General features: G+C 59.1%; 9 protein-coding genes and 2 pseudogenes. 7 read left to right on the top strand and 4 right to left on the bottom strand.

Annotation, left to right across the window (positions count from 1 at the left end; all coding sequences use genetic code 11):
- The coding region (locus HHJ19_RS04270) for a patatin-like phospholipase family protein (protein WP_296904376.1) at positions 1-793 on the bottom strand (793 nt) is incomplete at its 3' end.
- A 264-nt stretch (positions 794-1,057) separates the two neighbouring features.
- Here HHJ19_RS04270 and HHJ19_RS04265 point away from each other — a divergent pair.
- The 3 genes and pseudogenes from HHJ19_RS04265 to HHJ19_RS04255 form a co-directional block, all read left to right on the top strand.
- Positions 1,058-1,825, top strand: a complete 768-nt coding sequence (locus tag HHJ19_RS04265) for a 3-hydroxyacyl-CoA dehydrogenase (RefSeq protein WP_296904374.1) — start codon at positions 1,058-1,060, stop codon at positions 1,823-1,825.
- Between the two features lie 172 nt (positions 1,826-1,997).
- Positions 1,998-3,836, top strand: coding sequence for a gamma-glutamyltransferase family protein (locus HHJ19_RS04260; protein WP_296904372.1), 1,839 nt, complete (start codon positions 1,998-2,000; stop codon positions 3,834-3,836).
- A gap of 440 nt (positions 3,837-4,276) precedes the next feature.
- Positions 4,277-4,444 (top strand): annotated as a pseudogene (locus HHJ19_RS04255) (nickel-binding protein); the annotation flags it as partial.
- A gap of 69 nt (positions 4,445-4,513) precedes the next feature.
- On the opposite strand, the gene HHJ19_RS04250 reads toward HHJ19_RS04255, so the two are convergent.
- Positions 4,514-6,160, bottom strand: coding sequence for an acyl-CoA synthetase (locus tag HHJ19_RS04250; protein WP_296904370.1), 1,647 nt, complete (start codon positions 6,158-6,160; stop codon positions 4,514-4,516).
- Between the two features lie 191 nt (positions 6,161-6,351).
- Positions 6,352-6,489, bottom strand: coding sequence for a hypothetical protein (locus HHJ19_RS04245; RefSeq protein WP_296904368.1), 138 nt, complete (start codon positions 6,487-6,489; stop codon positions 6,352-6,354).
- Positions 6,490-6,889: 400 nt separating this feature from the next.
- On the opposite strand from HHJ19_RS04245, the gene dnaG reads away from it, so the two are divergent.
- Positions 6,890-8,896, top strand: coding sequence for a DNA primase (dnaG, locus tag HHJ19_RS04240; RefSeq protein WP_296904367.1), 2,007 nt, complete (start codon positions 6,890-6,892; stop codon positions 8,894-8,896).
- Between the two features lie 257 nt (positions 8,897-9,153).
- On the opposite strand, the gene HHJ19_RS04235 is transcribed toward dnaG, so the two are convergent.
- Positions 9,154-9,531 carry a hypothetical protein gene (locus HHJ19_RS04235; RefSeq protein ID WP_296904365.1) on the bottom strand — a complete coding sequence of 126 codons (378 nt, stop codon included), beginning with the start codon at positions 9,529-9,531 and terminating at the stop codon, positions 9,154-9,156.
- Here HHJ19_RS04235 and rpoD point away from each other — a divergent pair.
- The 3 genes and pseudogenes from rpoD (at position 9,530) to HHJ19_RS04220 (ending at position 12,838) form a co-directional block, all read left to right on the top strand.
- Positions 9,530-11,725, top strand: a pseudogene (rpoD, locus tag HHJ19_RS04230) (RNA polymerase sigma factor RpoD). The gene HHJ19_RS04235 and the pseudogene rpoD sit on opposite strands and share 2 nt — an antisense overlap.
- 244 nt (positions 11,726-11,969) lie before the next feature.
- Entirely contained in the window at positions 11,970-12,278 is a 309-nt protein-coding gene (locus HHJ19_RS04225) for a Gfo/Idh/MocA family oxidoreductase (RefSeq protein ID WP_296904378.1), read from the top strand.
- A gap of 236 nt (positions 12,279-12,514) precedes the next feature.
- A complete protein-coding gene (locus HHJ19_RS04220; protein ID WP_296904363.1) occupies positions 12,515-12,838 on the top strand; it encodes a winged helix-turn-helix transcriptional regulator in 324 nt (107 codons plus the stop codon).
- Positions 12,839-12,861: the final 23 nt, after the last annotated feature.

Below are 12,861 nucleotides of genomic sequence, written 5' to 3'. Positions count from 1 at the left end.
CGTACTGGTTGATGCTTTTGCCCATGATGGCGAAAGTCTGCAACAGGATCTGCAGCGTATCGCCAGCCGGGTTACCCTCGGGCGGACTGGAAATATCAACGGCAATTACGATGTCCGCGCCCATCTGCCGCGCAAAACGCACCGGGACCGGCGACACCAAGCCGCCATCCACATATTCGCGGCCGCTGATCTTTACCGGTACAAACACGGCAGGCACGGCGCTTGAGGCTCGCACCGCCGTGCCGGTATCACCGCGCTGGAACAACACGGCCTGGCCGCTGTTCAGGTCAGTCGCCACAATGCCAAGCGGAATCGCCATGTTTTCAATCAGGCGCCCACCCACCAGCTGATTGACATAGCGACCCAACGCCTCGCCGCGAAACATGCCTTTGCCGAAAATCGGCAGCATCCAGTCGGTAATCGCGACTTCTTCCATCCCGAGCGCGGTCTGCTGCAGCTGGGCACTGGTTTTCCCGCTGGCATAGATGGCGGCCACCAGGCTGCCGGCCGAGGTACCGACCACGATCTGTGGCTTGAGTCCGGCTTCTTCCAGCACGGCAATCACCCCGACGTGAGCAAAACCGCGGGCTGCGCCACCCCCCAGGGCAAGGCCGATTTTCAGCGGTTTTTTAATCAGCGGTCCCGCTTTCACGTCCCCGGCGGGAAGAGGGTTGACCGGTGTCACGGGCGGCGAAGCGCAGCCAGCGACCAGCAAGGCCGGCAGCGCCAGGCGCCAGAGGAGGCGTGGCAAGCACCCAAAAATCCGCGTCGCACCATTGGTCATCTGACTCATTCAACTTCACTCGTTCTTTTTTTTGGCAATCAAACAGCCACCACGGCAGGCGTGGACGGCATTGCACCAGCTGCCCTATTGTCGGCTACTGCGCAATCCGTACGCGGGCTTGTCTGGTCTTCGCCGCGCTGCGACAGCGCTTCAGCTCCGCCCCGTGATCAGCCATAATTGATGTTTACGTTTACGTTAACGTCAATATCGAAGCGGGCGCTCCGCTTCCTTTTTTACGCACGTTTTTTAACCTTCAACTCAAGGAAACAAGTCATGGAAATTGCAGGCAAGGTATTTATCGTCACCGGTGGCGCATCAGGTCTGGGCGAAGGCACGGCGCGCATGCTGGTCGCCAACGGCGCCAAGGTGGTGATCGCCGACATGCAGGCTGAAAAAGGCGAAGCCATTGCCAAAGAACTTGGCGAAGGCAAGGCGGCGTTCGTCAAGTGCGACGTGAGTCAGGAAGCTGACGGCCAGGCCGTCGTGGCCAAGGCCGTTGCCATGGGCAAGCTGATGGGTCTGGTCAACTGCGCGGGCATTGCTCCGGCGGAAAAAACCGTAGGCAAGAGCGGCGCGCACAGTTTAGCGGTGTTCAGCAAAACCATCACCGTCAATTTGATCGGCAGCTTCAACATGATCCGTCTGGCAGCCGACGCCATGTGCAAGAACGAGCCCGAAGCCACCGGCGAACGCGGCGTGCTGATTTCCACTGCATCCGTCGCCGCTTACGACGGCCAGATCGGCCAGGCGGCCTACAGCGCCTCCAAGGGCGGCATTGTCGGCATGACGTTGCCGATCGCCCGCGACCTGGCGCGCAACGGCATCCGCAACATGACGATTGCGCCGGGCATCTTCGGCACTCCCATGATGTTTGGCATGCCCCAGGAAGTGCAGGACTCGCTCGCCGCATCGGTGCCCTTCCCATCACGGCTGGGCACGCCCCTGGACTACGCAAAACTCGCCAAACACATTATTGAAAACGACATGCTGAACGGCGAGGTGATTCGTCTGGACGGCGCGATTCGCCTGGCACCGCGCTAGGCGACCTGCGCCGTCCCCAAAAAAACATCGCTTTGTCGCTATGTTTTTTATAGCGTACTAAAGCCGCAACGGCTGGACATGCGGGTCATATGGCCCGCGATTAGCGTTTTCACGCTCGCCGCGCACGGGCCTCAGGGTTAATCTCGCAACTCATCAAAACCGAGGAGATTGCATGAAACGCGTGTTGACTTCCATTGCGCTTGCCGCGCTTCTGGCAGCCTGCTCAAGCCTGCCCAGCCCCACCAGCCAGTTTGCGTACACCGTTCCGGCGCAGCCCGAAGGCTCCGTCGGCTTCAGCCCCAAGCCCGGCTGGGCCACCACCAAATTTGCAGTTGCCGCAGCCAACCCGCTGGCCACCGATGCGGGCTACCAGGTTTTAAAGGCAGGCGGCTCGGCAATTGACGCGGCCCTCGCCGTGCAGATGGTGCTGGCGCTGGCAGAGCCACAGTCCAGCGGGATTGGCGGCGGCGCCTTCCTGTTGCACTACAACGGCAAGGACGTCGAAGCCTTCGACGGGCGCGAAACGGCGCCCGCGGCCGCCGATGAAAAGCTCTTCATCGGCGTCGACGGCAAGCCCATGCCGTTTAACGACGCGGTGATCGGCGGCCGCTCGGTCGGTGTGCCGGGCGCGGTGCGCATGCTCGAAATGGTGCACCGGCAGTACGGCAAATTGCCCTGGGCCAAACTGTTTGAACCCGCGATCACGCTGGCCGAAGGCGGCTTCAAGGTCAGCGCCCGCCTCTCCACGCAGGTCAGGGATGACGCCTACCTCAAGAAAGACCCGACGGCGGCCGCCTACTTCTACAAGCCCGACGGTAATGCGCACGCTATGGGCTTCAACCTGCGCAACCCGGAGCTGGCCGCTACGCTCAAAAAAATAGCTGCGGAGGGCTCCAAAGGCCTGCACGAAGGCGAGGTGGCCCAAGCCATCGTGGACAAAGTACGGAAACACCCGACCAACCCCGGCAAACTCGCGCTTGGCGACCTGGCCAGCTACCAAGCCAAAAAGCGCGACCCGATTTGCTCAGACTACAGCGCCAACAAGCAAACTTACCGCATCTGCGGCATGCCACCGCCCAGCTCGGGCGCCATTGCCATCGGGCAAATTCTGGGCATCATGAACCACACGCCAGCCGCCACACTGGGCCTGGTAACCGGCATGGGCGGCGTGCCTGGCACGGAATCACCCACGCCCTCGGCCGACTGGCTGCACCTGTACACCGAAGCCTCACGGCTGGCCTTTGCCGACCGAGGCCAGTACCTGGGCGACCCTGACTTCGTGCAACCGCCCGGCGGCAGCTGGATGAGCCTGTTGGACCCCGGCTACCTGAGTGAGCGCGCCAGGCTGATCCAGGCAACCGGCCCAAGCATGAAAACGGCTAAACCCGGCGAGCCCGGCCCGGCCAAAGCCGCTTACGCGCCGATGCCGGAGCAGCCCGAATACGGCACCTCGCACATCAGCATCGTTGACGCCTATGGCAATGCGATCGCCATGACCACCACGGTTGAAGACGCCTTTGGCTCGCGTCAGATGGTGAAGGGCTTTTTGTTGAACAACGAACTGACCGACTTCAGCTTTGCCCCTGTCGATGCTGACGGCAAGCCCGTGGCCAACCGCCTGCAGCCCGGCAAACGTCCGCGCTCGTCGATGGCGCCTACGCTGGTCTTTGACAAAAACAGCGGCCAGCTCGTCATGAGCGCCGGCAGCATGGGCGGCGCGTCGATCATTCACTCTGTCGCCAGAACGCTATACGGCGTGCTGAACTGGGGCCTGATGCCGCAGCAAGCCATCGACCTGCCCAGCTTCGGCTCGTTCAACGGCCCCAGCATCCTAGAAGAAAAACGTTTTGCACCCGCCACGGTGGAGGCGCTCAGGACGCGCGGCGCCGAGGTGCGAGAGCAAGCCGTGATCAGCGGCACGCAAGCCATTACGCGCGGCCAAGCCCATGGCATGCAACTGTGGATAGGCGGCGCCGACCCGAGGCGCGAAGGCATGGTGATGGGCGATTGATGGAAATATCAAAAAAATAGCGGTGTCGCCCCTGAATCACGGGCGCTGGCAGCTCTAAAAAAAAGAGTACTCATGGAAGCTCGGAGGCTCCTTTTTTTTACTGATAACGCGGTGAATCGATGCAACGCGAAAAGTAAAATCACCGAAGAATTGATCGCGCCTGGTGGTCCCTTGCGGCAGTCTTTGACCTGAAGCGACTTATCCCCCAGCAGTTGCAAAACCGACAATCGCCAGCAGATTCCGCCGGCGTTCCGGTCAATGTTGGGTCAGGCTACGAGCCGCATCGGTTGCAGTTGCACGCCGTGAAATTCATCGCCACCTACAAAGAAATGACACGCCTTAAGTAGGTAATCGAACGCGAAATTTCTGATGCAGGAAATTTGGCCACAACCGAACGTCATGCGATCTCTTCAAAGTCTTGAACCGCATTACACAAGCTTAAACCCTCGATTCAACGGATCGTGAGCTACGTGACCGACGACAAGATCGATTGCGTCTCCATCGCACCGAACGAAGCCATGGTGAGAGAGCCTTCACGCCACGGCGGCTTTCGCGCCAACAAAGTGGTGGCAGTTCGAACGATGATCGATCCAACGACAGCTGAATAATCTCCAGGCATGGCGGGTGCCCGCACCGCCTGCCGGTCGCGCCCGCCATGCCTCTCGGTCAAGACGCGATCAGGTGTCTATCGCCGCCGCCGAGCCTGCCTGCTTGCGCAACTCGAACTTCTGGATCTTGCCAGTCGAGGTTTTTGGCAGTTCGCCAAACACCACCGCACGCGGCACCTTGAAGCCGGCCAGATGCTTTTTGCAGTGCGCCACAATGTCTTGTTCAGTGCAGGTCGCGCCGGCCTTCAGCTCGACGAAGGCGCAGGGCGTTTCACCCCACTTGGCGTCGGCCCTGGCGACCACGGCTGCTGCAAGCACATCAGGATGCCGGTAGAGCACATCTTCGACTTCGATGGAGGAGATGTTTTCGCCGCCGGAGATGATGATGTCTTTGCTGCGGTCCTTGATCTTGATGTAGCCATCGGGGTACATCACCGCCAGGTCACCGCTGTGAAACCAGCCGCCGCCAAACGCTTCCTTCGTGGCTGCGGGATTTTTCAGATAGCCCTTCATGGCGATGTTGCCCCGGAACATGATTTCGCCCATGGTCTCACCGTCGGGCGGAACCGGCTGGAGGCTCAGCGGGTCCAGCACGCGCACATCGCGTTCCAGGTGGTAGCGCACGCCCTGGCGGGCATTGAGCCGGGCGCGCTCGCCGATATCGAGCAGTTCCCAGCCCGCCTGGGTAGCGCACACCGTGGCCGGACCATAGACCTCGGTCAGTCCGTAAACGTGGGTCAGCTCGAAGCCCAGCGCCTCCATGCCTTCGATCATCGAGGCTGGTGGCGCAGCGCCGGCCACCATGGCTTTCACGCTGCGGCTCAGGCCCTGCTTCATGCTGTCAGGGGCATTGACCAGCAGGCCATGAACGATGGGCGCGGCGCAATAGTGGCTCACGCCGTGCTGGCGAATAGCGTCAAAAATCGCCTGTGGATCAACACGGCGCAGGCACACGTTGACACCGGCGCGCGCCGCAACCGTCCACGGAAAACACCAGCCGTTGCAGTGAAACATGGGCAACGTCCACAAATACACCGCGTGTTTGGGCAGGTCCCATTCCAGGATATTGGACACCGCATTGAGTGCCGCGCCGCGGTGGTGGTAAACCACCCCTTTTGGGTTGCCGGTGGTTCCGCTGGTGTAGTTCAGCGCAATCGCATCCCATTCGTCGGCCGGCAATTGCCAGGCAAAATTGACGTCACCCGTGGCCAGGAAATCGTCGTAGCTCAAGCTGCCCAGACGCTGCACCGAGCCGGTGTACAGAGCGTCTTCCACATCGATTACCAGCAGCGGCGAGGTGGCCTTGCGCAGGGACAGGGCCTTTTGCATGATCTCGGCGAACTCCGGGTCGACGATGACGACTTTGGCCTCGCCGTGATCCAGCATGAAAGCCAGGGTTTCTGCATCCAACCGGGTATTGAGCGCATTAAGCACCGCGCCGGTCGCCGGAATGCCGAAATGGGCCTCCACCATGGGCGGCGTGTTGGGCAGCATCACCGCCACCGTGTCGCCTTTGACGATGCCGTGCCGTTGCAGCGCACTGGCCAGCTGGCGGCAGCGTGTGAAGACTTCGGCCCAGTTGCGGCGCAAGTCGCCATGCACGATCGCCAGGCGGTTTGGGTAGACCTCGGCGGTACGTTCGATGAAGGACAGCGGCGACAGCGCAGCGTAGTTCGCCTCGTTGCGGGGAAGGTCCTGGTCAAAAATGCTGGTCATGCTGTCTCCTGGTGTTTTTAAATTTTATGCTGTCATGGCAGCCCCGCGTCATTTCGTCTGACTGACAGCCCGTAGTGGTTGGCCATGAAGGTGAAGAGGTCGCTGGCGGCAACCAGTGCCGGCGACGGAGCATTGACTCGCTAGGGCTTGTCGAGAATTATTCGCTGCGGTGCCGCATCCTGAAAGTTTTTTCACAAGCCCGCAGCGTTCCTGTCGCTGACATTGCTGGTCAGACGGTGTCCCCCGCCTTCCCGGTAGAGATCTAGTTTTTCCAGATTGCGCCCGCCATCCACCCGCATCGTGGGATCCTGCTTCGGAATCAAGGCCATCGGACGCTCCTGCAACGAAGCCGCCTGAATTTTATTGGATGCAGCGCGGTCATATTTTGGACCTGGTCCGCCAGATCCGGCGCAGAAAACGGTGTGCAGTGCAGCGCTGAATCAATCCCCACCGCGATCAGGCGCTCGTCGCTGGGTTGACGATCTTGACAGCGGCCGCGTCAGCCTGACGGTTCAATTGCGTGATCTGGGCCAAACGGCCATCTTGGTTGCCTGATCACCCCCGACGGATCTGCAGGCCCTGGTTGTCGCAACACTGGGGGGGAAATAAAGTACCTTGGCAGGCGTGCAAAAGATGTAACCAGTCGGGGCACAGAGAAACCCCCCTTTGGTTACTCCGGAACGAACGGCGACCGGGAGAGCGGAGGAACGGGGAGGCACAATACCGCTTGTGGCCATACCCCAATCATTTATTCAGGAGTTGCTGGCGCGCGCGGACGTCGTAGACATCGTCGGCCGCTACGTGCATCTAAAAAAAGGTGGTGCCAATTTCATGGGCCTGTGCCCGTTTCATGGCGAAAAATCACCCTCTTTCAGCGTCAGCCCGACAAAACAGTTCTACCATTGCTTTGGCTGCGGAAAAAACGGCAATGCCATCAGTTTTTTGATGGAACAAGCCGGCATGACCTTCATCGAAGCCGTCAAAGATTTGGCTCAGCAATATGGCCTGCAGGTGCCCGAAGACGATGTTTCGCCACAAGACCGCGCCAAAGCCGCTCAAATACGCGAACAACAGGCCACGCTGACCACAGTGCTGGAAAAAGCCGGCATGGCCTATATCAGGAACCTCCGCAGTTCTGACCGGGCCATCGACTACTTCAAGCGCCGCGGCGTCTCCGGCGAAATCGCCAAAACTTTTGGCCTGGGTTACGCCCTTGAGGGCTGGCGCAGCCTGGCCAGCGTGTTTCCAGACTATAACGACCCGCTGCTGGTCGAAAGCGGCCTGGTCATCAGCGGAGAGGCTGAGGAGGAAAACGCGAACGGCAACCAGGGCGAGACAAAGCGCTACGACCGCTTCCGCGACCGGGTTATGTTCCCGATTCGCAATATCAAGGGCGAGTGCATAGGCTTTGGCGGCCGAGTGCTGGGCGATGAAAAACCCAAATACCTTAATTCGCCCGAAACCCCGGTGTTTAGCAAAGGTCGCGAACTCTACGGCCTGTTTGAAGCGCGTACCGCCCTGCGTGAGCATGGATACGCACTGGTCACGGAAGGCTATATGGACGTGGTGGCGCTGGCCCAGCTGGGCTTTGCCAATGCGGTCGCCACTTTGGGAACGGCGTGCACCGCCGAGCATGTGCAAAAGCTGTTTCGTTTTACCGATTCAGTAGTTTTCAGCTTTGATGGCGACAATGCGGGCCGCCGCGCAGCGCGCAAGGCGCTGGACGCCTCCCTGCCGTTTGCCAGCGATGTGCGCACCGTCAAGTTTTTATTTTTGCCGACCGAGCACGACCCGGACAGCTACATTCGCGAACACGGCCAGCAGGGCTTTGCCGTCTATGTCAGCAAGGCCGTGCCGCTCAGCCGCTTTCTGCTCGAAGCCGCAGCCGACGGCTGCGATCTGGACACCGCCGAAGGCCGCGCCCACATGGCCAGCAACGCCAGGCCGCTGTGGGGTCTGTTGCCTGATGGTGCACTCAAACCGCAGCTGCTCGCCGAAATTGCCGACCGGGTCATGATTGACAGCCGGGAACTGCTGCAGCTCTGGCAGCCCAGCGCTTCTGGGCGCAAAACAAACTATAAAAATAATAGCAGCTCAAGGCCGTCAACCAACAACCAAAAAGCAGAAACACCAAAGGATGCGGGTCCGAGCCATGATTTCCCCGAATTTTCGGGTTACCCCATGAACTTGCGCGAAGAGGCCGACTATGCGTCGTCCGAGCCCTACTTTCCACCGTCACCGGTTGCTGCCGGCAAATTCAGCCGACCAGCCATGGGGGCCAACCGCGCACCGCGCCGGGTGGCGGGTCGCGTCCTTCCCGCCAGCCGCGAAGACCGGGTACTCAGGTTGCTGCTGACGGAGCCACAGAGCTGGGATCGCCTGAGCACTGAAGAGCACCATTTGCTGCTGACGCTGCCGACGCCACACGGACCACTTTTTGCCTGGCTGGAAGCCCAGTTGCACGAACACGGACCCCAGCCCTGGGCCGCCCTGCGCGAAGCCTTGCGCGGTCACGCCCAGGAACATCATGCGGTGGTCCAGTTTGCCGAGGTTCTTGAGGGTGTCGACTACGACTGGGGTGAAACTCGCAGGATCCTGAACGAGTTGCTGGAGCTGGAACTGGCCCGCGAAAGAACCGAACTGGCGGCGCGCGCCGCGACAGACCCTGCTGCCTTCAAGCGTTTGCGTGAGCTGACTGAAAAATCGAGAATGCAAACTACCGGTCAAAAGCAGTAGAAATAGAGACGAAATCAAGCTTTTTACGGTATAATCCGATTTTCTTCGGCAAGCGCGACAGCAGCACCTCCGGCACCGGCCCCCGTCACAACGGGCACTCACACACGAGACGGCCACCTCCCGCAAGGACTGCATTCCAAATGTTCGCCCAAACAGCTTGCCTAAAAAACAGGTATAGCGTGCTCATGCGCCCTGACTTGCTTTACCGCTCATATTTTAAATTCTGACTTTTCGTCACCTGCGCCCAGAGTGCCTGCTCAAGCGCAAGCGCAAGCGCATTTTTGTTGACTGGTAATTGATCGATATTTGGCAGTTTTTCCGACAACTGGAGGTTTCATGCCTTTTGCAAAGTCCAAGCCCGCAACGCAGCCCGGCAAGTTGCCAAAAGCCACTGTGAAGCCAAAAGCCACCACAGCCGCCAAGGCGGGGACGCGGTCTTCAGTCAAAACGGCCCTCAAGCCGACCGCGAGGCCGGCAGCGAAAGCTTTAACGAGTACGGTTGTGAAGGTGGCCACCCAGCCACCACCCGGAAATGCAAAGCTTGAAAAGTCCGGAAAACCCGCCATATCCCCTAAGTACAGCACCAAAGATGCTCCGGTACACAAACCGCTTTCAAAATCTGCGAAACCCGACATGCCACTGAAGAAAATTCCAGCTGTTCCGTTCAAGTCCACCCAAGCCCAGCTGCTCGCCGCCGCTGACGCACTGCTTGCTGCGCCTGCGAAAAAGAAGCCTGGCCGCCCACCCAAAAACCCTGCCGTGGCCGATGGCGCACCGGCAGCGGCGGGTGCCAAGCGTGGCCGCAAGCCCAAGAGCGTTATCAAGCAGGAAGGTGAAGTGGATCTGTCGGACATCGAAGCGGAGTTCACCGAAGAACCCGCCGTAGTTGAGACGACGACTGAAAAAGTCAAACCGCTCCGCATGAAAATCAGCAAGGCGAAGGAACGCGCGCTGATGAAGGAGTTTGGCCTGGACGAAACCGTCCTGTCCGAGGAAGATATCCTCAAGCGCCGCCTGCGCCTGAAAACCCTGATCAAGCTCGGCAAGACGCGTGGCTACCTGACGCACGGCGAAATTTCCGATCACCTGCCCGACAAGCTGGTCGATGCCGAGACGCTGGAAGTCGTCATCAACATGCTCAACGATATGGGCGTTGCGGTGTACGAGCAGGCTCCTGACGCCGAAACCCTGCTGCTCAACAACACAGGCGCCACCGTCGCCACGGAAGAAGAAGCGGAAGAAGAAGCCGAGGCGGCGCTGTCCACCGTTGACAGTGAGTTTGGCCGCACCACCGACCCGGTGCGCATGTATATGCGCGAGATGGGCACGGTCGAACTGCTGACCCGCGAAGGCGAGATCGAAATTGCCAAGCGCATTGAGGGTGGCCTGATGCGCATGATGGAGGCCATTTCGGAGAGTCCCGCCACCATTGCCGAAATCATGCGACTGGCGGACGAAATTCGGGAGGGAAAAATCGTCATTTCCACCGTCGTCGACGGCTTTTCCAACCCCAACGAAGCTGACGACTATGTGGCCGAGGAGGACTTTGACGAGTTCGATGAGGATGACGACGATGATGGCAAGGGCGGCTCGAAAGCCCTGACCAAAAAACTGGAAGAACTAAAGAAGGAAGCACTCAGCCGTTTCGACAAGGTTGCCGCGTTTTTTGAAAAGATTCACAAAACCTACGACAAGGAAGGCTACGGCACGCCGACTTACGCCAAGACGCAAAATGCGCTGAGCGAAGAATTGATGACGGTGCGCTTCACCGCCAAGACCATTGAAAAGCTGTGCGACCTGCTGCGCGGGCAGGTGCTGGACGTGCGCAAGAAGGAGCGCGAACTGCGCCGCATCATCGTTGAAAAATGCGGCATGCCACAGGAAGTCTTTATCAAGGACTTCCCGCCCAACCTGCTGAACCTGAAATGGGTCGAAAAACAGGTTGCCTCCGGCAAGCCCTGGTCCACGGTGATGGCGCGCAATATTCCGCCGATCCAGGAGTTGCAAACCAAACTGGGCGAACTGCAGGCGCGTGTCGTGGTGCCGCTGTTGCACCTCAAAGATATCAACAAGCGCATGAACGAAGGTGAATCCAATTCGCGTGACGCCAAGAAGGAAATGATTGAGGCTAACTTGCGGCTGGTGATTTCGATTGCGAAAAAATACACCAACCGTGGCCTTCAGTTCCTCGATCTGATCCAGGAAGGCAACATCGGCTTGATGAAAGCCGTGGACAAGTTTTAATATCGCCGCGGCTACAAGTTCTCGACTTACGCGACTTGGTGGATTCGTCAGGCCATCACGCGTTCGATTGCCGACCAGGCCCGCACCATACGCATCCCGGTGCACATGATAGAAACCATCAACAAGATGAACCGCCTGTCACGTCAGCATCTGCAGGAGTTCGGCTTTGAACCCGACGCCAGCATCCTGGCCGAGAAGATGGAAATTCCTGAAGAAAAGATCCGCAAGATCATGAAGATCGCAAAGGAGCCGATCTCGATGGAAACGCCGATCGGTGACGATGACGATTCGCACCTGGGCGACTGTATTGAGGACGGCGCCAACACCGCCCCGCTTGAAGCGGCGATGCAGGCCGGTCTGCGCGATGTGGTGAAAGACATCCTGGACAGCCTCACGCCGCGCGAAGCCAAGGTGTTGCGCATGCGTTTCGGCATCGAAATGTCCACCGACCACACGCTGGAAGAAGTCGGCAAGCAATTTGACGTTACACGCGAGCGGATTCGCCAGATTGAAGCCAAGGCCTTACGCAAACTCAAGCATCCGAGTCGCAGCGACAAGCTGCGCAGCTTCATCGACACGCTGTAAAACAGCAGTCTCAACGAAAACGGTCAGCGCCTTGTTGCGCGCTGACCGTTTTTTTGTTGGGCGCGCCTTCTGGAACCCCGGTGCTAAAGACCGCCAGCGGTCAGGTTGCGTGCTGAAGCGGTAAACCGTTCGGCCCATGCGGCTTTTTCCGGGCTCGTAATGGCAGAAGGAAACGCAGTTCAATTGGGGACGTTCCGCTACCGTACAAGCCACGACCGCCGCCTACCCGGGTTTTGCCGAGCGCATCGAGCTCAATTGCACGCGAGGGACGGCAAAACTGAAAGCAGGAGAATTACAGGTGGCGTTCGCCGGCGAAAAAACCCTCACGCTAGGTGCCCGGCAAACCACGGGTGGCGTTGCCAACCCCATGAATTTTGATCATGCAGCCCACCGGACCGTGCTGAAGGATTTCATTCGAGCGGTCCAAGGCGGCACCACGCCCGCAGTCACCGGCCAATCGGCGCTACGCGTGCAGCAGGTGATTGAAGCCATCATGACCTCTTCAAAAACAGGTGCCGCGGTAGATTTGCAGGCGAGCGCCATGATTGCATGATCTGGCGCCGCAACGGCAAAAAAACAACGCATCCGCCATCCTGATGTGCGCGTCGCATTGCCGCTGTCCTCGTTCCGTATTTGAAAGAGTTTTCGCCCTGTAGTCCAAACAGCACGGGCATCGCCAGCTATAAAACTCGTAGCAGAGGGAAATTTGCGTTATATTGGGCTCAAGCTTTTTGCTTTTCAATAAACCGCGAACCCGTAAGACCCGATCTACTACAGGAGATGACCCCCATGAGCGCCAAAGAAAATGCAGCCGTAAGCGAGTTGCTTGAATTGCTGGAATCACGCTATGCCCTGCGTGTGCTGTGGGCACTGAAAGACGGCCATCCCCAGACTTTTCGCCTGTTGCAAGATAGCATCGGTAGCATTACCCCCAATACGCTTAACACGCGAATCAAGGAACTGCGCGCCGCCGGCCTGCTCGGTCACGGCACGAATGGCTACACGGTGACCACGCTGGGCGCGGATCTGCTCAAACGCCTGAATGACCTGCAAGCCTTCGCTGGCAAGTGGGCCGTCAGCCAGACCAGGGTCGCCGTTGTCAAAAATAAATAAATAAGGAGCTATTGGTCGCAGAA

This window comes from Polaromonas sp., from assembly GCF_012927415.1.
Classification (GTDB): Bacteria; Pseudomonadota; Gammaproteobacteria; order Burkholderiales; family Burkholderiaceae_C; genus Polaromonas.
This window is presented reverse-complemented; position numbering and strand designations above follow the sequence as displayed.